This is a genomic window from Sphingobacterium sp. LRF_L2 (assembly GCF_965644235.1).
Lineage (GTDB): Bacteria > Bacteroidota > Bacteroidia > Sphingobacteriales > Sphingobacteriaceae > Sphingobacterium.
Window position 1 is genome coordinate 124,176 of record NZ_CBFFRI010000006.1, and the last position, 23,486, is coordinate 147,661.

Genomic DNA, 23,486 nt, shown 5'->3' on the forward strand with positions numbered 1-23,486 from the left:
CATTGGAGGTTTAATTCTCCATTTCTTTTTGTTCATGTACGGAAATCTTTCCGTTCTCGAAGCTGTAAGAAAGATTGCTGGTCTCTCCCATTAAATTCAAGACCTCGGAAAGCGGAAGATTTTTATTAATCTTCATGTATATTGTTTTATTTTTTGGCATGTCTTGAGTATCGACTTCGATATTGTACCAACGGGCTAAATCCATTAGGATCTTCGAAATCGGTTGGTCTTCATAGGCGAAATACCGGTCTTTCCAGGCTACCGCCTGCTTGGTACCACTACGTACCAAGGTAATTCCTTTAGCGTCACTCAAGGCTTTTTCTCCAGGAGAAAGGATGATCCTTTCTTGTCGACCTTCTTGACTTAAGGCTATTTTTCCACGAATTAGGGATGTTTCGACCTGTTTATCCTCTGGATAGTTCCGGATGTTGAATTGTGTACCCAATACCTCCACGATGCTGCTGCCTGCTTGTACGCGGAATGGACGGTTTGAATCGTGGGCGATATCAAAGAAACCTTCGCCCAAGAGAGCGACCTTGCGTTGGTTTTGTTCAAACGGTATTTTCAGTGTAAGTGTGGAATGTGCGTTGAGGGTGACTGCGGAACCGTCGTCTAAAATTAATTGGAAATCCGAACGATCGGTATAAAATGTTTGTTCTGTTGGAGTGAGAGCTTCTTCCTTAGCAGATAAACGAAGCGTTTGGCTATCGACAAGCTGATAGGTGATTTGATCGGATGTCCAAATGGAGTCGGCTTGCTTATCAATTGTAAACTGCTGCCCTTTTGCATTTCTAACAAATAAGCTTGGTGAGGGTGCCAAGATATCTTTTGCTGTTTTAGGGCTTCGTGAAAGAAAAAGAAAATAGAAACCGAAGATCACGAGAAGCGAGGCTGCAATCGAAAAGCAAATTGATTTCCAATGAATAATGCGTGCGGGAGGTTGGAAGGTATAATCCATCAATTTCCCTTGAACACGTTGTAAACTTAACTCCAGATGGGTGTCAGCATAATCCATTTGCTCTTCGTCAAAGCCTAAGTGGATGAGTTCTTGTAGTTCCTCTGCAGTTGCTTGTTCAAAAAATTGAAAGAGTATATCGAGCTCAATGCGCGAGATATTACCTTGCAGGTAACGGATGTAAATATCAACTATTTTTGTGGACATATATTAATAGATACGCAGTGTTTGGGTAAAAACACTATGGACTTGTTAAAAAAAATAAAGATTTTTTAACAATAAATTTATTTTAACACGAGGGCTACGATGAAAAGTAAAATTTCGTCGTAATGCTCTTGTATGAATTTTCGAATTTGTTGATTACTTTTCAGCAGCATATTGCTGATTGTTGAAGTAGAGAGGCCTAATAGTGCTGCTGCTTCCTCGTAACTCTTGCGCTGGATTTTGCAGAGGTCGAATACCTGTCGCCGTCTTTCCGACAACGAACTAAGTGCGCGGTTAAGCAGTTCTTCCTGCTTATCTCTCAAATCGCCCTCCATGTCGAGATGATAAAGCTCCTCGAAATGTTGATAGAGTTGTTCTTGTAAGCGCTGATCTTTGGCAACTTGTCTGTAGTAACTGTAAACCGTATTTCTTGCTATGGTATATAACCAGGCTTGAAACGACTGTGTGGGGTCAAGAGAGACTCTGTTGTCCCATACTTTCATAAAGACGTCTTGTAGGAGTTCTTCGGCGATGTCTTGGTCTTTGGCCATTTTCAAAATGTGCAAAAAGAGTTTACGACTATAGTGGTTGTAAATTCGATTAAAGGCATCTGGGTCTCCTTGTTTTAACAAACAGATTAGGGTGTTTTCATCCGTGTTATGATATGAATTAGACATCAATGTTGTTGAACCAAAGCACGTTGAGCGTGCTGAAATTGTGCAAAGATACTGCTTTGAAAATAAAAATTGAAATGTTTAATGTGGCTTTGCTGCTAAGTTATCTATCTTTTTTAAGAATGTTACAGAAAATTGAATGAGATAAACTGAGCTAGAAAAATAGTGATCTTTAATTGCTGTTAATATTAGCTTAATCTTGAAAGCATATCTTTGGACTCTATCATGCAGGCGTTAAAACATATCACAGATGATGAGGTTCTCAGCGGATTGCGAACTGGTCGGGACGAAATGTTTTCTTACATTTTTAATACTTACTGGGAGAGCCTTTTTCGGGAAGCCTACTACAGGCTTAAAAGTCACGACGAGGCACAGGATCTTGTTCAAGATATCTTCACCGATTTCTGGCAGCGACGCAAGGATATTGTGGTCTCCGCATCGATTTCGGCGTATTTGCATGGGGCCTTAAAGCATCGAATTATCCGCCATATTAGTAGATCTCGCTTGCATCAACATGTTGTGGAACATTTGTTGTATCAAATGACTGCTTTTGAAGATAGTATAATGGATATTATTGCTGTTGGTGAAATTCAAAAGACATTGGAGGAAGCGATCTCTTACTTTCCAGAAAATATGCAACAGATTTTTCTACTGCGGAGCCAAGATTTTACTATTAAAGAAATTGCTGACACCTTAGGTCTGTCCCCACAAACTGTGAAAAATAATAGCACTGAAGCGTTGAAAAGGCTGAAACAGGTTCTTGCTGAAAAGCATCCAGATGTTTCTTCTACGCTGTATGTATTTCTGTTGCTGTTTATGAAAAGTTAACAAACCGATAACAATTTATTGAAGTACTTTCGCCGCTTTCGTTGCACTATAGCTATGAAAAACGGAAGAAAGTGAAGTTTACACAATTAAAGAAACTATTAAAAAAATACCTGTCCAGCAGGGGAACCACAGCCGAGCGCCGTGTCGTTGATATCTGGTATGAATCCTTTTCGCAGAGAAAGGAAGATGTCCCAATTTTGGATGACGCAGAGACAAAGGAAAATCTTCGTAAACAAATTTGGGCAAATTTACCTATTTCCTTTGCGAAGCCTTCTTGGCGATCGAGACACAAAACCTTCTTGTTTAGCTGTGGTGCAGCCGCAGCACTTACACTTTTTTTTTTCGGGGGATATTTATTGTTACGTAATCAGGAGAACCTGGAATTGGATGCATCAAAAGTGCAACTTTTGGAAGCTTTTACCTCTGCTACAGTTGGTCAAGAACGAAAATTGGTCACATTGCCTGATAGTTCCAAGGTTTGGTTAAATGCAAATTCTTCGTTGGCGGTAGAGGCGGGGTACGGTGTAAACGGCCGATTGGTAAACCTGGATGGAGAAGCTTTTTTTGATGTCAAGCCAAATGCCCAGCAACCATTTGTTGTGAAAACGAGACACTTAAAGGTAAAGGTCTTGGGGACCGCTTTTAATGTAAGTGCTTACAAAGGTGTTCCAAGGACGCAGGTGGCTGTTGAACACGGAAAGGTTGCCGTTTGGGATAAAGAGGGAGGGCAATTGCATAAACAATTGACAAAAGGAGAGTCGTTAATTTATGACAGTGATTTACATCAGATTGATCTATCCGATATAGAGGGCATAGGTACTTGGCGTACTGGGCATGTCATATTGGAACGAGCAAGTTTTCAGGAGCTTTCGCGGACAGTGTTTAATATATATGGTGTTCAACTGACAACCCAACGTAAAGAACCAAAAAGTTATTCTTACAATCTCGAAATTTATGCTAGCCATTCGCTGGCACAAACTATGGATATTATTTGCAGCATGCACCGATTAAAATATAGGAGGGAAAAAGATGAAATAGTGCTTTACTAATCAAAAAACAGATGCCTAATAGGCATCTGTTCAATTTCGTTTGGCCAAGCTATAGCTTGAGACCCTTTGCCTGGCCACGTCGCTTAATATGAATTACTAAGACAATAAAAATATGAATAAAAAACTATTGTTCATACGAATAATGATGCGTACGACAATTATAATGTATTTGATAGCCCTCACTGTGGCGCAATTGCTATTTGCAGGGCCTTTAAAAGGTCAGATCCACAATCGTAGAATTGACTTTTCCGTCAGTGATATGACGTTGTTTGCCGCGATTAAGAAATTACAGGTTGAACAAGAATTAGATATTGCTTTTGATGATAAAGCGCTCAATTTGGATCGTATACGGGTAAAAAACAAAACCTTTAGCGGGACCTCTATTGCGGAGGTTATGAAGAGCTTGTTTCAACAAACGGGTATCACATTTGAAGAAAAACAAACCGGTACAATTGTGTTGAAGAAAGAACAGAAGCCTGCGCGTATTGGTGGAACCGTGAAGGATGAAAAGGGCGAGCCTTTAGTCGGTGCTTCCATCCAGGTTGTAGAGCTGAGTAGAACGATCATTACAGACGCGAATGGAAATTATAGCTTTACAGCCAAACCGGGCAATTATACATTGATTGTACGGTATATTTCCTATGAAACGAAGAACAGAGGAAATATTACTGTTGCTGAAAATGAGACTAGGGAGGTGAATTTTGTATTAACTCCGGTTACGGATGAAATTGATGAAGTGGTTGTTACGGCACTTGGAATCAAACGTGAAGAAAAGGCACTGGGTTATGCCGCAACCGTTGTCAAAGGCGAGCAATTTACAGATGCGCCTTCGAGTAACTGGATGGATGCGTTATCTGGAAAGGTTGCTGGGTTGAATTTAGTTCGTTCCAATGCAGGGCCCGTAGGTTCTTCAAAAATTATTTTGCGCGGTGAAACAAACTTAACCGGGGATAACGAAGCGTTGATTGTTGTGGATGGAATCGTTATTAATGCGGGGTCTGGCCGTCGTACAGCTAATTCTTCAGACGCAGTTTATGGTACAGGATCGGATAACATGCCTGCTGATTATGGTTCTGGAATGGACGATATTAATCCAGAAGATATCGAAAGTGTTACGGTTTTGAAAGGAGCGGGAGCTGCAGCTCTATATGGACAACGTGCCGCAAATGGAGCGATTATCGTGACGACAAAATCTGGCGGTCGGAAAGGAAAAGGTTTGGGGATAACATTTAATAGTAACACCTCTTTTGAATCGGTGAATCGTTGGCCGGATTTACAGTACGAATATGGGCAAGGGCTTGCAGGAGCAGCGCATTACTCGTATGGTGCTTCAACAGATGGTGCGAGTACCAGTGGTACAAGTTCGGCTTATGGTCCTAAATTTGATGGGCAATACTTTTATCAATATGATCCGGTTACCCAGGCCGTTGGTACCGAACGGACAGAATGGAAAGCTTATGACAATATCACAAGCTTTTTCGATGTAGGGCGTACACTAAACAATTCTGTGACCATCGATGGTGGGACAGATAAAACTTCCGCCCGCTTTTCTGCTACAAATGTAAAGAACAAATGGATTGTGCCTAATACAGGTTATGACCGAAATACAGTGGCTCTTTCGGTAAACTCAAAAGTTTCCGAGAAGCTTACCATAAGTTCAAAGGTCAATTATAACAACCGTTGGAGTGATAATTTACCAGGGTCTGGTTACGGAAACCAATCCTTGATGTATTGGTATATATTTTGGCAGCCTAGTGCAGATGTAAATTGGTTGAAAAATTATTGGGTAAATGGCGAGGAAGATGAGAAAATTAAATATCCTTTCAGTTCGTACCCCGAGAATCCCTATGCGGTTTCTTATGAATTCATCAACCGAAATAATAGACATAGCTTCACCGGGAATGCGATGGCTAATTACCAGTTCACGAAACACTTCAGTGCTCAGATTCGGGCAGCAATGGATTTTTCAAGCGAAAATCGTGCGCAGGAACGTCCTTACGACTCCGGATCAAAATTAGCGGAAGGAAGTTACCGCACGCAGGAGATCTTTTCAAGAGAGACAACAGTAGACTTTTTGTTAAAGTATGCAAATAAGATTAATGAAGATTTTGATATTTCGGCGACAGCAGGTGGAAGCACGCTTTCGAACGAATACCGACGTGAGTCGTTAACTTCGGATGGTTTATCCTATCCAGGTATTTTCAACCATGGAAATTCCAAATACGGTGTAAAGGCGGCACAGGATTTACAGCGTTTTGAAACGAACAGTTTTTACGGTCTCGTGACGGCGGGTTATAGAGATTTCTTATTCTTGGATGGAACATTTCGCTATGACTGGACAAGTACATTAGCAACACCTGATTATCCGGATAAATCTGTCGGTTTTTTCTATCCTTCTTTGAATGGTAGTTTTGTCTTTTCAGAAATTGCAAACTTACCTAAGTTTATTAATTACGCTAAATTACGGGCATCCATAGCAGGTGTCGGCTCGGGGGTTAAGGAACCTTATAAAACCCGGTTTGCTTATGAATCAGCAAATAGTTTGCTTGGAGGATCATTGAAAAACCCTACGGATTTACCGAATCCATTAATTAAGCCGTTGAAGACAATGGCAATGGAAACGGGGCTAGAATTGCATATGTGGAAAAACAGACTTGATTTGGATATTGCTGTTTATCAGAATAATACCTCAAGTCAGCATTTAAATCGAGTGGTAGATGCTGCTTCAGGTGCTAGACATTACCTAATTAATATGGGTGAAGTCCGGAATAGAGGTTTTGAAATAGGATTAAATACGAAGCAAATCCAGAATAAAGAGGGATTCAACTGGTCCTCTATGATTACGTTTACGACTAATAACAATAAAATCCTGCAACTGGCAGATAGTTCATTGGTGCTCCAGCAGCGTTCCGTAGGATCTGGACAGATCGTGGCTTTCGAAGGAGGTGGTATGGGTGACCTTTTCGGCCTTGGATATCAACGTGCGCCAGATGGTCAAGTTGTATATGACGAAAGTACAGGGTATGCGAAAATCACGGAAGAAGTGATATTTCTAGGTAATACTTTACCGAAAGGTAAAGCAAGTTTCGGTAACACGTTTTCTTATAAAGGAATTCGTTTAAATCTACTTTTTGATACCCAATGGGGGGCGGTAGGCCATTCCTTGACGCATTATAAATTAGCAGAACAAGGAAAAACAAAAAATACATTACCGGGGCGCTATAGTGGTATTATTGGCAATGGAGTGATCCAAAATGCCGATGGTACCTTCCGTAAAAATGATGTGATTGCAACCAATATCGATGAATATTACCGTTCGCACTATGGTGCGGATAATGCCGAAGGAAGCACCTATCCCACGGACTTTATTAAATTTAGAGAAGCACGTTTAGACTATACTTTTAAGACGAGCGTAGTCGCACGTTGGGGATTGCAAAGAGCAACGGTTGGTGTCTACGGACGAGATCTTTTCATCTGGTCGAAATGGCCTGCTTTTGATCCGGAATTTGGTACGTTAGATGGATCGGATATCGTAAAAGGATTTGAAATTGCGCAGTTTCCGAGTACACGTACTTTCGGTTTTAATTTGGTTGTTGGATTTTAGTTTGCATAGCAATGAAAAAGAAAAATATATTTATAGCCTGTCTAAGTCTTTTGTTCTTAATGCAGGCCTGTGATAAAGGGTTTCAGGAATTGAATACGAATCCTACTACAACAACGAATGCCTATCCCTATCAATTTATGGCAAATGCGTTGATCAATTCGGTGACTTATAACATGAATAGGAATAGAAACTTTACCAATGAATTAATGCAGGTAACGGTGTCTATTGGTGATGGTGATGGTAAGGTTTTTCGTTATGATTTTCGCCGAAGTTGGGCAGATTACCTCTGGAATGGACACTTTATAGAGTTGTCGAATTATAAGGATATGTATACAAAGGCGCTTGAACCGATAAATTTCAATCGTTCTTATCAGGGTATTTCGTTGATTTTACAAACATGGACATATTCTATATTGACTGATATGTATGGTGATATTCCGTATTCACAGTCGAACCTTGGACGTGATTCTCTTTTGTTTGAGCCTAAATTTGATGCGCAGCAGGATATTTATGTGGATATGTTTAATAAGTTGGATTCCGCCAATACATTGCTGAAATCTGGTGATGCAATTGAGGCTACACATGATCCGATTTATGGTGGTACGGTGGCGAATTGGCGGAAGTTGGGTAACTCGTTGTTCTTACGATTGCTGTTACGTGTTGCGCATAAGCCGGAAGTTCAGGAATATGCGACAGCGAAGATTAAGGAAATTTTGGAAACCAATGCGTCTAATTATCCGATTATTGCCAGTAATAGCGAATCGGCCATTCTCCGTTGGACAGGTGAAGGTGCTTATGTGTCGCCTTATGTAAGTACAAGGGTGCAAGATTTTAGAGCGGTGTCTCTTGCGGAATTTTTCATAGACTTTTTACGAAACACGAATGACCCTCGCATTAATATTCCTACTTATGGCACTAGTGGGGTAAATCGATGGGGAATTGCGCCTGTTTCAGGCGATTACGTTGGTGTGCCGAGTGGTTATGCGGCAGGATCGGAAGACTACAGCAAGATGTCCTATTTTTATTCTTCGGATCAGAATAGTGGGGTAAACAGTTTGCAGACGGAGTCGCAAACGGGAATCATCATGAATTTTGCCGAAATACAATTTATTAAGGCGGAAGCAGCGTTGAAAGGTTATTTTAATGGGGATCCAAAAACATACTTCAACAGCGGTGCAGAAGCAAGTATTACGTTATGGATACCAACCTGGGCGGAAGGTATTGAAAATCATTTAACGGCCTCGGACGTTGCTTGGGATGATAGTGAATCGTTTGACGATAAAATGGAACGTATTCATATGCAGAAGTATATTGCTTTATTTTTGGTCGATATGCAACAATGGTATGAATATCGTCGTACAGGACATCCTGTTTTACCAAAAGGAGCAGGTTTGCAAAATGGTGGAGAAATGCCATCGCGTATGTATTATCCTGTATATGTCCAATCGTCGAACCCTGTGAGTTATAATGAGGCTGTTGCACGGCAAGGTGCAGATGCAATTAATACGAAGGTCTGGTGGCAAAAACCGTAACTGTAAAGAAAGTAAAAATGAAAACGTTATTTAATAGTATATTTCCGCTTTTAATCACCTTATTAATCGCTGGTTCCTGTGCAGAAACGAATTATCCTGGAGGTGAGGTGAGTCCATATATCGGTATTTACGATGTACGTAATTTGTATAAAGGAGAACCGTTAAATCTGAATTTGGAATCATTAGAAGGTTCGCAAAAACTTGCTGCGACTGTAATATCGGACCATAGTGGTGGAAATTTGCCAAGTGGTTTGCTGATTGTACAAGATAGACGGCGATTGGATTTTCAACGGGGTATTTCGATTCCACTTGGTGATGCTGCTGCAAACTATCAGCCGGGAGATTCTCTAATCATCGATATTGATGGCGGTGTTTTAAATCGAGTTGATGGTATTCTTCAGATTTCTAATATTTCGGAAGATAAAATAAGCAAAGTCGGACAGGTGGATGTTTATGTTACACAGGTGAATGTTGCTAAAATTATTGCAAATCCAGGCAATTATGAAAGTACGTTGGTGGCTATCGTAAAAGGAGGCTTTGCATATACTCCGACGGAAGGGCAGGTGCTGTCAGGTGATCAGGAAATCAATGACGGTTTTGGTGCTATTACAGTACGGACGGATGCACAATCGGATTTGGCAAACCTACCACAGTATAAAATGGCAAATTATTACGGTATTATCTTTACTGAATTGCAAGGAGATAGCTTAGTACCTTATGAAAAGTTAAGAATAGCATCGGATTTGGTCGAGCTGAAATCGGAATATAAAACACCGAAAGCGATTATTACGGGCTGGTCAAATGATCCACAAGGAACGGATGCTAACAATGAATATATGCAGTTTATGGCAACAGAAGATATTGATTTTTCCAAGACACCATTCGCGGTAGTGACTACGAATAACGCTAATGCATCTACGCCAACAGGTTATCCGCAAAAAGGATGGGCTACTGGAGGAGTCCGCACCTACAAATTTAACCTGACATCGGGGACGGCTAAAAAGGGAGAATTTTTTTACGTGGGTGGTTCAAATAAATTGATTATGAGTACAGGCTCTACGAGTATTGCACATGCGAATTGGATAACGGCATATGCCTATAATACAAATGATGGTTTTGATTTTGGTACGAAAACAACCAATTTATTAGCAAATAGTGGTAATGCTTACGGTATTGCAATTTTTCAAGGGACCACCGTAGATGTTAATTCGGTGCCCGAAGATGTGATGTTCGTTGCGACGGGAGGAAGCTTAACTGGAAACGGTTATGGGTACCGCATTACAAATAATGATTTCTATGATATTATAAACCCGTTGACATTGAGCGAACAGCCGTTTTATCAGTCGGGAGCAAATACCAATGCGATGACCTATAACACACCGAGTGATGCGGGGTATTTCAACTTTATGGGCGGCGTTTTTAATCTTACCCTTGGACGTTGGACAACAGCTCGTGTGAAGTATGCGCCGTTACTGACCAAGCAGTCTACATTAGAGGAGATCGAAAATCCGGAGTTTACAACAAAGTTGGTCGACTGATGAAAGGACGCTTTATTTTTCTTCTGAACATCCTAGCTTGTCTAGGATGTTTTGCACAGGTAGATACGACAATCTATGCACATCGCGGTTTTCGCGGTTTATCGCCGGAAAATACCATTCCAGCGATGTTAAGAGCTCTTGATTTGGGGGCTGACGTTTTAGAGATGGATATCGCCTTTTCGGCGGATAAGCAAGCTATCGTATCGCATGACCCTTGGATGGATAGTTTGATCACTTCGGATCCGCAGGGAAGAGCCATTGCGAGCGGTAGGGGCTTGCCATTGTACGAGATGGCCTATGCTGCAATTCGTGCTTATGATGTAGGCTCGAAGCAACATTCTGATTTTCCAAAACAGCGGAGTGTAAAAGCTTATATTCCGAGGCTTATCGACCTTATCGATTCTGTAGAACAGCATGCAAGAGAAAAAGGCTATACGAAACCTTGGTATAGTATCGAAACCAAGACATCGAAGGCTCGAGACCATAAAGCCCAGCCGGCTCCGGAAGAGTTTGTTAGGCTCTTGATGCAGGTTGTTGAGGCGAAAGGTATTCGCAAGAGGGTTATCATCCAATCTTTTGACGAACGTACGTTAGAAATTATTCACCGTGATTATCCCGATGTGCTCACCATGATTAATATTGGAAAAGGAACATTGGAAGAGAATTTGGCAAGGTTAACATTTGTTCCTGACTTTTATGCACCTATTCCACAGCTGATAGATGAGGCACTTGTGCAAGCATGTAAAGAACGGGGGATAAAGCTTCTTTGTGGGAATGTGAATGATAAGCAAGAAATAGATCGCGTATTGAACTTAGGCGTAACAGCGTTCTGCACAGATTATCCTTATACAATGCTGCCTTAAAAAGACGTGTTTTATATATAGCCTCCTGTGTCTCGCGAAGGAAAACACAGGAGGCTTTTTTTTACCTTGGGTAGCTGTTGTCAGCAGATTCTACATCTGCTAAACGCTGTGTAGGATCTATCGTTACTTTTTTTGGTTTTTTTTGCAACTTGATGCTGTAATGCGGATTTGTCCAAAACCAATCTTCCAGCACAGTACGTTTTATACCATTGTAGATGGAAAAAACTTCCTCTGGCTTCTGGCCGCGCATTTCGCGCAATGGAATGTAAAAAAGTTCCTTTGATCCATCTTCATATTCCACCAGAAGGTCGATAGGCATTGCTAGATTCGATTTGTTCGTTAGTTTTATTTCGTTGTTGTTTACTTCTTCAATGCCATAATCAATCGTCCGTGTCGTGTTGATAAATACATTAAAGTACCATTTTAGGTTGATTCCAGAAACTTCTTCAGCAACACGTTTGAAATCATTGGGTGTTGGGTGTTTGAATTTCCAAATTTCATAAAATCGAATAAAGGTTTTCTGTAAATTTTCTTTTCCGATGATGTAGCCGAGTTGTTCGGCTAGCACTTGACCTTTGTTGTAGGCTTCGTTGCTATAGGCATAATTTGTATTGTAGTAGTCTGCAAGGAGACTCATGGGTTCTTCTTTGCCTGATAATGCTAGTTTGTAGTATGCGCGGTAGGCATTGATGACGGGATTTGTTTCCAGTGCTCCTTTTTTCTCAAATAGATTTTGAAAGGCTAATTCTTCGATGTAGCTTGTAAATCCTTCATCAAACCATTCATCTACAGTTTCGTTGATGCCAAAGAGATGTTGGTACCACGAGTGTGCTGCTTCATGAAAGATAACGCCAACTAAGCTTTTTATTTCACGACCACCGGTGATGAGTGTGGCCGTTCCATATTCCATTCCGCCATCGCCACCTTGGATGATGCTGTAAGTAGGCCAAGGGTAGGCACCGAAATGCTGAGAACAATAATCGAAAAACTCTGTCGCTAGACCTAAAGCTGTTTTCCAGTTTTCTTTGACCTCTTTATTTGTTGGAAGAAAGACGGTGTACACTTTAACACCTCCTTTACTTTCTGCCGAGTCTACAGCAAACTTAGGGTCTGCTGCCCAAACAAAGTCGTGGATGTTTTCGGCTTTGAAGTTCCACGTCGCTTTTCCATTTTCTGTTTTTACTTTGGCTTTCTTATCATATCCTTTTACTTGTGTTGGATTTTGCAATTTACCCGATGCACCTACTACGTAATCTTTATTTATATGGATAGTGACATCAAAATTGCCAAAAGGAGCAATAAATTCTCTCCCTACATATTCGTCAAGATGCCATCCGAAATCGTCAAAATGGGCTATCTTGGGATACCATTGGGCCATGGAAAGTGCGACTCCTTCTTTCGAATTACGACCACTGCGACGTATCTGTTCAGGTACTTGTGCTTCCCATTTCAGGTGAAAATTAGCCGTTGTTCCTGCGGCAATAGCTTTTGGAAGTATCACTTCCAAAATGGTGCCGTCGTTATGAAAAATTGCAGCTTGCCCATCAATAGTCAGCGATTTTACGTGTTGATAACCTATTTGTTCTGGTTTTAGCGACGCAATGCGGCTCTGGTATGTTGGTTTTTCTTTGGTACCAAGATTGACGACCATACGGGAGTCGGGGTCGACAATGTTCGCTAAACGGTAGTCCATCATACTGCCCGGTTGGAAAGCATTAAAATACAGGTGAAAGTACACTTTGGTCAGGGCCTGGTTGGAGTTATTATGGTATTGCAAAGACATATCTCCGTTATAACGATACGTTTGCTCATCTACGTCTATGTCTATTTTGTAATCTACTGCTTGCTGCCAATAACCCGCTCTTTGTGGAAAAAGTGGACTGTTTAAAAGCATGAAGAGAGATAGAAAAATTAATTTTTTGATCATTTTTTCTTGGGCTTTTTACATGTAATAATATTCGATGTCTCGGGTTTTAAGTGCATGCAGAAGTGCGTCGAGATCATCCGCTTTTTGGAATAATTTGTTTCTCCAATACCTTTTCGGTATTCTACTACTTTTGCAGAAAATCATGAGGAGATTTCCGCCAGAGCGAGGGAGGTTCCGGATGTATTTTATGTCGCTAAGTGTAAGCTGTTCCTCTTTTTCGTTATGGAAACGGATGCTTATCTGATCTGAACCTATGGTCCAGTACGAGGTGTTTCGGCTCCATTTTGTTGCCCCAAACAAAAGCAAGGGCAGACTAACTAATACCAAAAGAATTTTTAGAATTTCATCGACAGTTAATCGAGATGCTAGGGCTGTCACAAGGCAAACTCCAACCAATAACAAGAGCATGTATTTGCCTCGATGTAATGTCGCAATATGAAACGTCTCATCGGTCATGTTGCCAAAAATAAGAAAGAGCAACCAAATAGTTGCTCTTTTCGTTAATTATCACGAGTTATTTACGTTAATCGTTTTCATCTATCTGAACGAATTCGCCTGAGATGTTGATGTATTTTGTTTCGCCATCGTTTGTTTCGCTCACGGAGGCGACGCCATCGTAAAATGGTGTGGCATAGGTATACTTGAAAGGAATAACGGTCTTTCCCTCCGCTGTGATGTAGCCATATTTACCTTCTTCTGTTGCCAGAAGGAAATTGTTTTGGTTGGCAAATGTCAGATAGTTATAGCCTTTAGTCATTTTTCGCTGACTTTTGATGTCGACTAGGTAATAAAGATCGTTTTCTAGAACAATCGCATACTGACTATTGTATTCCTGTATTATCGTGTATACGGCCGGTAATATGATTTGCTCTCTGTTGTTAATTAATCCACTATGATCAGCGATGGAAAATATAGCATAACCGTCTACAAAATGTGTTAAATAATCGTATTTTGGGGGGATGACAATGTGTTTCTGAAAATCCATGAATCCTAATTTTTGATTTTCTGCGAATAGAATAAACGGCTGTTCATTATCTATATCTAAAAAATCCCACTCGCATGCAAATAGCTCTTGTCCCCGAATGTCAATGATGCCGTACTGGCCCTCGGGATTCACGACAACAGCATAATCTCCTTTAAATTCGCCTATGGATGAATATTTTGCTTCAACAATTTCATTTTCATCGGCATCTTTAATGCCCAGTAGATCACTTTCTCCGTCTTGAAAGAGGTAAAGTTCATGTCCTATTGGCGTATCAGTGAGGTCATATTCTTCCGTATCCACTATCGTATAGTTTTCTGGGATAACAAATAGTTGTGGGGCAAAATCAACCAATTGAACATTTGTCGCGATCATTCCTAATTCTGCCGTTTGGATGGCTAGAGCTGCTCCTGGTATGTGATTTAGGTATGTATAGTCTCCCCATGAAAACGAAGGAAGTTTTTCGGTATACCACACGTTAATTGTGCTAGGTGTGTTGGTTTCGCTATCGTATACCGATTCTGAAACCTCTACTAAGGCAAGTTTACAGGTATAACCTGCTATATTTCTTGTGCTATCTCTGATAAGCGTTATTGGAAAATTCTCAGTAAGCTCGCTGCTTTCTTGATTATCTTCGTTAGCAGGAATGGAGGTTTCCCAATATTGTTGTAGGGAAGGATATAATACAAAGGATTGTCCCGTTTCTTGATGGATGATTTGCGTATTTTCGATAATAGCGATATTCGTGCTAATACGTGCCAACTGCCCGTTCACCCAGGCTTCAATCTGGGGTTTATCATGATCTGGTTCGCCTTCAGTTATTACTTGAAGCAATGAAGATGATAAGAAATCATTTGTAGGATCTACCAATTCTACAAATTCTTTTGGAATTTCCAATTTGTAGTCTATTTTGAAAATCTTTTCTTGAGCGAAGGTGTTCGATACCAAGCTGAAGCTGAAAAATAGAGCAATTACGTTACGCATATGCCGTGTGTTTAATAAGGCAAATGTCTGAAAAAACTTTTATGATTTCATAACATAATGATAGTTATGAAAAGTAAAGAGGAGCTTAAAAATAGTTCAACAGTTTGACGAGGGCTGTTTTTGCTAGTGTTGCTAATTTATTAAAGTGTGAAATATTTCTCGGGATCAAGCTTGTGGTCGTTTTGGATGACTTCATAGTGCAGATGCGAGCCTGTACTCCGTCCTGTACTTCCGAGTAGTCCTACGATTTCTCCTGCCTCAATGCGTTCACCTTTCTTAACGCGGGTTCTTGTAAGGTGTGCATAGCGTGTTTCGTAGCCGTTGTTGTGTTTTACCATTACCACGTAACCATAGTCTCCTTTATAACCCGCAAAGGTTACCTGTCCTTTTGCGGTTGCTTTTACAGGGTCGCCAGTTCGTCCCTTTAAATCGACTCCTGCGTGCATTTCTCGACCCCGATTGGTAAAGGGGTTTCGTCGGTAACCAAAAGGTGAAGTAATGCGCCCTGCATGTGGTCTTCCCAAAGGCATACCTTCGAGCTTGGCTTCTAGGTTTTTTAGTTGTTTTTTGTAAAAAACAGATAACTCGACGAGGTTTTCTTCTTTTTCAATAGGCCCACCCACATTTTTTATTTTTATTTCTTTAAGGCCTCGGCGTCGCATTTTTTGGTTAATTCTTTCCAATGTGCTGTCGATGGAATTAAAGGACTTTTTCATCTCCTCGGTGGTTAGCTCATTGTTCGCCCCATCTAATTCTAGGCGTTTTTTCTGCTCGTTTAATAAATTTATTTTTTTGTCGTATTGAACATATTGTTCATTTGTTTGTTGTCTAACAAAGAAGATTAAGGAAATGATAGCAAGTGTAATCAGGGTTAATAGAAACCCTGTAATCTTCTTCCAATGTAAGACAACTACAGTTGGAATTTGCAATCTCTTAGTAGATGTACCATCCTGTTCAACGAAAAGCACGGCTGTTTTTTTCTTTAGCATAGCGTCAATAACAAAAACTCACTTATGATACGGAGCACAAAGGTAATTCTTCAAGAAGTTTATCTTCAATATTTTACGTTTTTTAACATTTTTAACATTTGAATTTATCGTGAAAAAATAAGCACCTTTGCGCATGTCGTTTGCTTCAAAACTGATGGAATGGTATGGGAAGAATGGGCGTGAATTGCCTTGGAGAAACATACAAGACCCCTATATAATATGGCTTTCTGAAATTATACTACAACAGACGCGTGTAGAGCAAGGGTTGCCGTATTTCAATAGGTTTTTGGAAGAATTTCCTATTGTAACAAAATTCGCGCAAGCGGAGGAAGAAGTTATCTTGCGTTTGTGGCAGGGTTTGGGATATTATTCGCGGGCTCGCAACATGCACAAGGCGGCGAAGATGGTGTTGACGAAGTACGATGGTGTGTTCCCGAGTCGTTATGATCAGGCATTGCAGTTGCCCGGAGTAGGGGAATACACGGCTGCTGCTATTGCATCGTTTTCCAGCAACGAACCTAAAGCGGTTCTTGATGGGAATGTTTTTAGGGTCTTATCTCGTTTCTTCGGTATTGCTGAGCCAATTAACTCCACGAAAGGGAAGAAACTCTTTGCGGAGATTGCTGCGGAAATGTTGGATAAAGAGCATGCGGGGACCTATAACCAGGCGATTATGGATTTTGGAGCGCTGCATTGTAAGCCTAAAGCTCCATTGTGTGATACTTGCATATTTCGTTTGGAGTGTGTGGCTTTTCAGCAAGGTCGTGTTGATGTATTGCCTGTTAAGTTGAAGGGAAAGGCAAGTAAAAATCGTTATTTCCATTATTTTATTCTGTTGGAGGATGATAAAATTTTAATGTCTAAACGAGAGGAAGGCGATGTTTGGGCAAATCTTTATGAATTCCCGCTGATAGAGACGCCGATAGATATGGAGGTTGATGCACTGCGTGTTACGTCCTTGTTTTTGAATTACTTCGATCAGCAGGTCTTGCTGGAGCCTTTGGAAGGACCTGTCAAACATGTGTTGAGTCATCAAAATATTTATGCTCGATTTTATATCGTTCGTTCAATTAATTCTTTAAAAATTAAAAAAACGAATTGGGATTATTATTTTTTCGAAAAAATCGATACTTTAGCTAAACATAAACTTATATTTTCTTTTCTTGAAAAGAACAAGCAACTAATCAAGTCCTAAATTGTAATTATGGCTAGTGTTAATAAAGTTATTTTAGTGGGACATCTAGGCAAAGATCCCGAAGTACGTTATCTCGATGGTAATATTACCGTTTGTAGTTTTCCTTTAGCAACTTCTGAAAGTTATACCAAAGATGGTGTGCGCATGCAGCATACAGAGTGGCATAACATTGTCATGTGGCGAAATCTGGGTGAAATGGCGGTTAAGTATTTGAAGAAAGGTAAGTTAGTTTATATCGAAGGGAGGTTGCGAACACGCAATTATGAGGATAAAGAGGGGCATCGCCGCTTTGTTACCGAGATTGTTGGGGAAAACTTTAAACTGCTTGGGCGTCCGTCCGATTTTGGACAGCAAGTTAAATCTTCTACGGTAGAAAATACTGCCGAGGACGTTGAAAAGGAGCAGGACGTTGATTTTATGGAAAACGATAATGATACGGATGGCTTACCATTCTAATTCTAGGTATTCTCTTCTTCGTAAAAATAAGTTGGTCTGGACATAACTTTTAATATTTTGCTGTATCTTTGGCATTATGTTGCAGGATAAAATTAAGCAGTATACAGAAGAGATTGCGCAATTCCAACCTACGTCAGCTGCTGATGTGGAAAGTTTTCGTTTGAAGTTCTTGGTTGCCAAGGGGATTGTCAAATCCTTGTTCGATGAGTTTAAAACGGTTTCTCCTGAGGAGAAACGGGATTTGGGAAAAGTCTTAAATGACTTTAAACAACTGGCTGAACAACGGTTTAGTGAGGCACAGGCACAATATGTAACAACGACAAAATCGCAACAGCGTGAAGAGGGCGACTTGACCCTTCCTGGTGAAGGTTTTCAACTGGGGTCTAGACATCCGCTATCTCTCGTACGTAAAGAAATCGTTGAGATTTTCAAGAAATTAGGCTTTATCGTTGCCGAAGGGCCTGAAATAGAAGATGACTGGCATAATTTTTCTGCGCTTAATTTTCCGCCAGAGCATCCCGCTCGAGATATGCAGGATACTTTCTTTGTGGAAAAGAAGGAGGGAAATGATATCGCGCTTCGTACCCACACTTCTTCTGTTCAAGTACGATTAATGGAAATGGGAAAACCACCTTTCCGCGCAATTATGCCGGGGCGTGTGTATAGAAACGAAGCTATTTCGGCTCGTGCGCATTGTTTCTTTCATCAAGTAGAAGGGCTTTATGTCGACGAAAATGTATCCTTTGCTGACCTGAAACAAACACTTTATCATTTTGTGCAGGAATTATATGGAGAGGGGACAAAAGTACGTTTCCGACCTTCTTATTTTCCGTTTACAGAGCCTTCTGCGGAGATGGATATTTCTTGTACTATCTGTAAGGGAGATGGTTGTCAGTTGTGTAAGCACTCGGGGTGGGTAGAGATTTTAGGATGTGGAATGGTGGATCCCAATGTGTTGGAGAATTGTGGTATAGATAGTAATAAGTATTCTGGTTTTGCCTTCGGTATGGGGATAGAACGGATTACAAACCTGAAATATGAAATCCGAGACTTACGTCTTTTCTCTGAAAATGATGTTCGGTTTCTTTCACAGTTTGAAACAGAAATTATTTAATAATGAGCACAAAAATCGTTTACATCTTCTTTTTTGTATCGATTTTCACTTTTCAAGGATGCGGTTCGGGAAGCTGTAACGTGGTTCCGGACCGTTCGTTTACAACGAATATTAACCAAGCTGAGCATCTTTCCGTTTTTTCCACCAATGGATGGGCTTATGCAGATGGAGGCTACGCTGGATTAGTTGTGTATAATACAGGGACGCAGGCTAAGCCTCAATTGATTGCTTATGATCGGTGTAGTACCGTGAATCCCGATGCGGGTAATAAGGTGAAAGTGGAAGGGCAGCTCATCGTGGATCCAGTATCGGGTGCTAAATGGTTACTTTTAGATGGATCTCCAGCAGAAATTGCAGAATGCCCATTAAAGCCGTATTCTGTTGGACAGAACGGCAATGTTTTTTATGTTCAAAATTAATTTATGGAAACAGATAGCGTCATATTATCCATAAAAAAATCAGCTCGTGAGCTTTTTAGACGCTATGGTTACAATAAAACCAGTGTGAACGAACTTGCAAAGCAAGCCCATATTGCTAAGGCTACATTTTATAAGCATTTTGCCAGTAAGGAGTTGATTTTGCATGCCGTATTGATGGATTATATTCAGGAAAATGTACAGGATATCCTAGATAAGAATGTGAGAGAAAAAGACCTTTCTACTTTTCTTGCCAATACGATATTACGTGTCAGCCGAGTGACGTATACCGTGTGTAATGAATTTGTTGGTTGGGAATTTATTCGTGAGTCAGCAAATGCACAGGAGTATCTAAAGACGCTTTCCGACGATCTAGAGTTTCTTTTACTGAGTTCGTTTATTCAGAATGAAACTATTGCACATGCAGTTCCTGAAGAACGATTGACATTTTTGATTAAGTCAAGTAAAAATATTGTCTTTTCGTTTGCATTCACCGGAGTAACGGAGGGTGACGTGCGAAAAAATTTCATTTCTTTTCAAAAGGAAATTCTTCCTTATCTTGTTCAAGCGACCTTGTTAGAAGGTTGATCGCCATGTCGGCAGGATTTTGAAATACCTCATAAAATTTTCTATATATGTGATAGCTGTTAAATAAATGGCTGTGATCTCTGCTGTCTAGGAAAGTTCCTGATGGTTATGGTGAACATATAGTTTCAGAAAAAAAGCGTATTTTTGCACCTATTATGGGTAGAAGAATTCCACAGGATAAGAGGTTTATCTCCGATGTGAAGATTATTGATATTGCAGAAGAAGGCAAAGGTGTAGCGAAACAGGATGAGCTGGTGATGTTTATCGATCAGGTTGTTCCGGGCGATGTTGCGGATATCGAACTGCAAAGGAAAAAAAAGAATTTTGCAGAAGGTCGGTTGGTTAAACTAAAGGAAGCTTCTCCTTATCGTATCGACCCTTTTTGTCCTCATTTCGGGGTGTGCGGAGGTTGCAAATGGCAGCATATGGACTATAATGCACAGCTGTTATTTAAGCAACAATATGTCGATAATGCATTGCGACGGTTGGGGAAAGTTGATACAGCATCGATGGAACCTATTCTTGGTTCTGCCGAAACCTCGTATTATCGAAACAAGCTTGAATTTACGTTTTCTAATAAACGCTGGTTGACTTCTGTGGATGAAGAAGTCTTGCCGGAAAGTATGAATGCTTTGGGATTTCATGTTCCTGGACGATTTGATAAAATATTGGATATTGACCACTGTTTTTTACAACAGGATCCGTCGAATAAAATCCGAAATAGCATACGCGACTTTGCGCAAGAGAATGGCATGTCTTTCTATGATTTGAGAGCGCATGAAGGAGCCTTACGTAATGTGATTATCCGGACGGCTTCTACTGGGGAAATCATGGTTATTGTGATTTTTGCCTACCCTACTGAAGAGCAGGTTGAAGCCTTGATGGAACATGTGCAACAGGCGTTTCCTGATTTGGCTTCTTTACTTTATATTGTGAATCAAAAACGAAATGATACTATTTTTGATCAAGATATCCATGTATATGCCGGTCGTGATTTTATCTACGAGGAGATGGAAGGCCTGAAGTTTAAGGTTGGTCCGAAATCTTTTTATCAGACAAATTCTGCTCAAGCGTATCAATTGTATAAGATAACGCGCGAGTTCGCTGATTTACGAGGTGATGAACTCGTGTATGACTTGTATACTGGGGCCGGAACAATTGCAAATTTTGTTGCGCGTTCGGCGAAACAAGTTGTTGGAGTAGAATATGTTCCTTCGGCGATTGAAGATGCGAAAATCAACTCTCAGATTAATGATATCCATAATACAAAGTTCTACGCTGGTGATATGAAGGATGTTTTGACTGGCGATTTTATTGCAGAACATGGAAAACCGGATGTCGTGATTACAGATCCTCCGCGTGCAGGTATGCATGTCGATGTGGTGCAGCGGATTTTGGAAATGGAAGCTTCAAAAATTGTGTATGTGAGTTGCAACGCGGCTACACAAGCGCGAGATTTAGCGTTGTTGCAAGAGAAATATGTTGTCAGCCGAATTAAGCCTGTTGATATGTTCCCGCAAACGCAACATGTGGAAAATGTGGTTTTATTGACTTTACGTGATTAATTTTTAGTGTTTTGGATATAGAGGATTTGATGCATGGTGGCGCTTCAGATAAAGAAATGAAGCAAAATAGCCCTTTGAAAAGTTTAAAGTTGGATCTTGATTTCTATCGGGAATCGATTAAAGAGGTGGCTGCTGAAATGATGGCTGAGGGGTATACGCTCTATCCGATATTTGTAGCGCATCAGCATGAAGTGGCGTTGGGGGAGATGTTGTTGGATAGGAACGAGTTGAATACACAGTGGAGTATTCAGGTGAGTTCCTTGGAAGAATTTGTAGATAGAGGTATTGTGAAAGAAGAACGCAAGGATTATTTTATCAAGAACTTTAAATCGGCAAATGATTATATGTGTCTCTTCGTTATCGTTCCAGAAGGCGCTAATTTTGTTTTTTTTCCGTACGCATAGTTGTAAATCAGATTTATGACTTTTTAACATTGCGTAGTCTAAACATTTGTTATTTTTAGCCAAATGTATTTAAGAGTTAAACATATAATCTTGCTCATAAGTTGTGCTTTCCTTTTTTTGGGAGGTATCGAAGGGGCTATTGCACAAACAGGCGGTGTTTCTGGTATTGTGGTGGAGAAAGGTGGTAGCACAAGGCTCGGAGAAGTGAATGTTACAAATATTCGTACCAAGCGACGAACCCAGACGAATACCTTTGGTGTATTTATTATCGAGGCTTCGGTAGGCGATAGTCTCTCTTTTTCGAAGACGGGGTATGGGCCTATAAAGACGGTTTTGTATACGAGTGAGGATATTTTGATTGAGATGCAAGCGGGCCTAACATTAGAGACAGTCGTAATTAGCCGTCGAAGCAAAGAAGCGGAACTGCGAGACTTTATGGATGATTATGCAAAAAAGGGTGTGTATAACGGTGGGAAGAACAGCGTCGGGACCTATATAGGTAGTCCTGCAACAGCACTTTATAATCTTTTTGGTCGCGAAGCAAAAAATGCGAAACGTTTTTCCAAAGTGATGGATCGAGAGTTGGAGGAGACGAAAGTAGACCGTGTATTCAATAAATCTTCTGTAGGGGCTTTGACAAACTTATCCGGAGACGATCTCCAATCGTTTATGGATCTCTATAGACCTTCTGCCGCACTTGTCGAACGTTGGGGGCAATATGATTTTATGAATTATGTAAAGACTTCTTTTGAATCATGGGAAAAGAATGGACGACCAAAATCATCCCGATTACCTAAACTCGAAATTCCTCCACAAGAAAAATAAATGTCTTCACTTTTTTTCTGAAATGTTCTTGGTATTACTAGTTTGGCATTCGCTTTGTTTAATATTAATTAGAAAAATTACTAGAATAGAACGTTATGAAAATGAATAGAAAATTAGCTATATATGGCTTGTCGATGGCAACATCAGCGATGTTGTTTGCGAGTTGTTCTACTATACAGAATACAAATAGTACGACAAAAGGAGCTGTTATCGGTACCGCAGCAGGTGCAGGCTTGGGTGCTCTTATTGGTGGTAAAGCTGGAAATACAGCGGTAGGTGCTATAGCCGGTGCCGCAATTGGTGGTGTTGCAGGAGGATTGATTGGAAAAAAAATGGATAAGCAAGCCAAAGAAATTGAAAATACAGTAGCAGGAGCGGAGGTGATCAAGGCAGATGAAGGTATTATTGTTAAATTTGACGAAGGTATTCTTTTTGATTTTAATAGTTCTACATTAAAATCAGCTGCTAAAACAAATATCGGTAATTTAGTCGCTACATTAAATAAAGAGCCGAATACGGAAATTTTGGTTATTGGGCACACTGACAATGTTGGTACGCTAGCTGCAAACCAAAAGGTATCTGAGTCTCGTGCTGCATCTGTAAAAGCATATGCTGTATCTCAGGGATTGAGTAGTATTCGGATTCGTACAGAAGGAAAAAACTATTCTGAACCTCTTGCGTCAAACGATACGGATGCCGGACGTGCTGAAAACCGTCGCGTTGAAATTGTAATCGTAGCGGGAGATAAAATGGTTCAGGAAGCAAAAGCAGAAGCTTCTAATTAATTAAGGTGT

At 40.5% G+C, this 23,486-nt stretch carries 21 protein-coding genes; 15 read left to right on the forward strand and 6 right to left on the reverse strand.

Annotated elements, in window-relative coordinates; all coding sequences use genetic code 11:
• Positions 1-10: 10 nt before the first annotated feature.
• Both ACSZOX_RS13385 and ACSZOX_RS13390 read right to left on the reverse strand, forming a co-directional pair.
• The gene (locus ACSZOX_RS13385; RefSeq protein WP_437920526.1) at positions 11-1,162 is read right to left on the reverse strand and encodes a FecR family protein; all 1,152 of its coding nucleotides are present in this window, start codon (positions 1,160-1,162) and stop codon (positions 11-13) included.
• A 77-nt stretch (positions 1,163-1,239) separates the two neighbouring features.
• Positions 1,240-1,836, reverse strand: coding sequence for an RNA polymerase sigma factor (locus tag ACSZOX_RS13390; protein WP_437920527.1), 597 nt, complete (start codon positions 1,834-1,836; stop codon positions 1,240-1,242).
• 222 nt (positions 1,837-2,058) lie between these two features.
• Between ACSZOX_RS13390 and ACSZOX_RS13395 the strand changes: the two genes are divergently transcribed.
• The 6 genes from ACSZOX_RS13395 to ACSZOX_RS13420 all read left to right on the forward strand — a co-directional run bounded on the left by ACSZOX_RS13395 (position 2,059) and on the right by ACSZOX_RS13420 (position 11,247).
• Entirely contained in the window at positions 2,059-2,661 is a 603-nt protein-coding gene (locus ACSZOX_RS13395) for an RNA polymerase sigma factor (protein ID WP_437920528.1), read from the forward strand.
• A gap of 71 nt (positions 2,662-2,732) precedes the next feature.
• Positions 2,733-3,710, forward strand: coding sequence for a FecR family protein (locus tag ACSZOX_RS13400; protein WP_437920530.1), 978 nt, complete (start codon positions 2,733-2,735; stop codon positions 3,708-3,710).
• A 112-nt stretch (positions 3,711-3,822) separates the two neighbouring features.
• Positions 3,823-7,314 (forward strand): SusC/RagA family TonB-linked outer membrane protein, encoded by a 3,492-nt coding sequence (locus tag ACSZOX_RS13405; RefSeq protein WP_437920532.1) that lies wholly within the window; start codon positions 3,823-3,825, stop codon positions 7,312-7,314.
• 11 nt (positions 7,315-7,325) lie between these two features.
• Entirely contained in the window at positions 7,326-8,846 is a 1,521-nt protein-coding gene (locus tag ACSZOX_RS13410) for a SusD/RagB family nutrient-binding outer membrane lipoprotein (RefSeq protein WP_437920533.1), read from the forward strand.
• A 17-nt stretch (positions 8,847-8,863) separates the two neighbouring features.
• A complete protein-coding gene (locus ACSZOX_RS13415; protein WP_437920534.1) occupies positions 8,864-10,384 on the forward strand; it encodes a DUF5689 domain-containing protein in 1,521 nt (506 codons plus the stop codon).
• Positions 10,384-11,247, forward strand: a complete 864-nt coding sequence (locus tag ACSZOX_RS13420; RefSeq protein WP_437920535.1) for a glycerophosphodiester phosphodiesterase family protein — start codon at positions 10,384-10,386, stop codon at positions 11,245-11,247. Before ACSZOX_RS13415 ends, ACSZOX_RS13420 begins: the two co-directional genes overlap by 1 nt.
• A 61-nt stretch (positions 11,248-11,308) precedes the next feature.
• On the opposite strand, the gene ACSZOX_RS13425 is transcribed toward ACSZOX_RS13420, so the two are convergent.
• From ACSZOX_RS13425 to ACSZOX_RS13440, 4 genes are all read right to left on the reverse strand, one after another.
• Complete coding sequence (locus tag ACSZOX_RS13425) at positions 11,309-13,174, reverse strand: M1 family metallopeptidase (protein ID WP_437920536.1); 1,866 nt, start codon at positions 13,172-13,174, stop codon at positions 11,309-11,311.
• A 15-nt stretch (positions 13,175-13,189) separates the two neighbouring features.
• Positions 13,190-13,630, reverse strand: coding sequence for a hypothetical protein (locus tag ACSZOX_RS13430; protein ID WP_437920537.1), 441 nt, complete (start codon positions 13,628-13,630; stop codon positions 13,190-13,192).
• A 67-nt stretch (positions 13,631-13,697) separates the two neighbouring features.
• On the reverse strand, positions 13,698-15,140 hold the full coding sequence (locus ACSZOX_RS13435) for a WG repeat-containing protein (protein WP_437920539.1): 1,443 nt from the start codon (positions 15,138-15,140) through the stop codon (positions 13,698-13,700).
• 140 nt (positions 15,141-15,280) lie between these two features.
• Positions 15,281-16,129 (reverse strand): M23 family metallopeptidase, encoded by an 849-nt coding sequence (locus ACSZOX_RS13440; RefSeq protein WP_437920540.1) that lies wholly within the window; start codon positions 16,127-16,129, stop codon positions 15,281-15,283.
• A gap of 133 nt (positions 16,130-16,262) precedes the next feature.
• Here ACSZOX_RS13440 and mutY point away from each other — a divergent pair, with 133 nt between their 5' ends.
• The 9 genes from mutY (at position 16,263) to ACSZOX_RS13485 (ending at position 23,477) form a co-directional block, all read left to right on the forward strand.
• The gene (gene mutY, locus ACSZOX_RS13445) at positions 16,263-17,324 is read left to right on the forward strand and encodes an A/G-specific adenine glycosylase (protein WP_437920541.1); all 1,062 of its coding nucleotides are present in this window, start codon (positions 16,263-16,265) and stop codon (positions 17,322-17,324) included.
• 9 nt (positions 17,325-17,333) lie between these two features.
• Positions 17,334-17,780, forward strand: a complete 447-nt coding sequence (ssb, locus tag ACSZOX_RS13450) for a single-stranded DNA-binding protein (protein WP_437920543.1) — start codon at positions 17,334-17,336, stop codon at positions 17,778-17,780.
• Positions 17,781-17,856: 76 nt separating this feature from the next.
• A complete protein-coding gene (pheS, locus tag ACSZOX_RS13455) occupies positions 17,857-18,894 on the forward strand; it encodes a phenylalanine--tRNA ligase subunit alpha (protein WP_437920544.1) in 1,038 nt (345 codons plus the stop codon).
• Between the two features lie 2 nt (positions 18,895-18,896).
• The gene (locus tag ACSZOX_RS13460; protein WP_437920546.1) at positions 18,897-19,313 is read left to right on the forward strand and encodes a hypothetical protein; all 417 of its coding nucleotides are present in this window, start codon (positions 18,897-18,899) and stop codon (positions 19,311-19,313) included.
• A gap of 3 nt (positions 19,314-19,316) precedes the next feature.
• On the forward strand, positions 19,317-19,898 hold the full coding sequence (locus tag ACSZOX_RS13465) for a TetR/AcrR family transcriptional regulator (protein ID WP_437920547.1): 582 nt from the start codon (positions 19,317-19,319) through the stop codon (positions 19,896-19,898).
• A gap of 155 nt (positions 19,899-20,053) precedes the next feature.
• Positions 20,054-21,463: a 23S rRNA (uracil(1939)-C(5))-methyltransferase RlmD gene (gene rlmD, locus ACSZOX_RS13470; RefSeq protein WP_437920549.1), complete on the forward strand. Its 1,410-nt coding sequence runs from the start codon at positions 20,054-20,056 to the stop codon at positions 21,461-21,463.
• An 11-nt stretch (positions 21,464-21,474) separates the two neighbouring features.
• Complete coding sequence (locus ACSZOX_RS13475; protein ID WP_437920550.1) at positions 21,475-21,867, forward strand: hypothetical protein; 393 nt, start codon at positions 21,475-21,477, stop codon at positions 21,865-21,867.
• A gap of 90 nt (positions 21,868-21,957) precedes the next feature.
• Complete coding sequence (locus tag ACSZOX_RS13480; protein WP_437920551.1) at positions 21,958-22,692, forward strand: hypothetical protein; 735 nt, start codon at positions 21,958-21,960, stop codon at positions 22,690-22,692.
• Positions 22,693-22,787: 95 nt separating this feature from the next.
• Positions 22,788-23,477, forward strand: coding sequence for an OmpA family protein (locus tag ACSZOX_RS13485; protein ID WP_437920552.1), 690 nt, complete (start codon positions 22,788-22,790; stop codon positions 23,475-23,477).
• Positions 23,478-23,486: the final 9 nt, after the last annotated feature.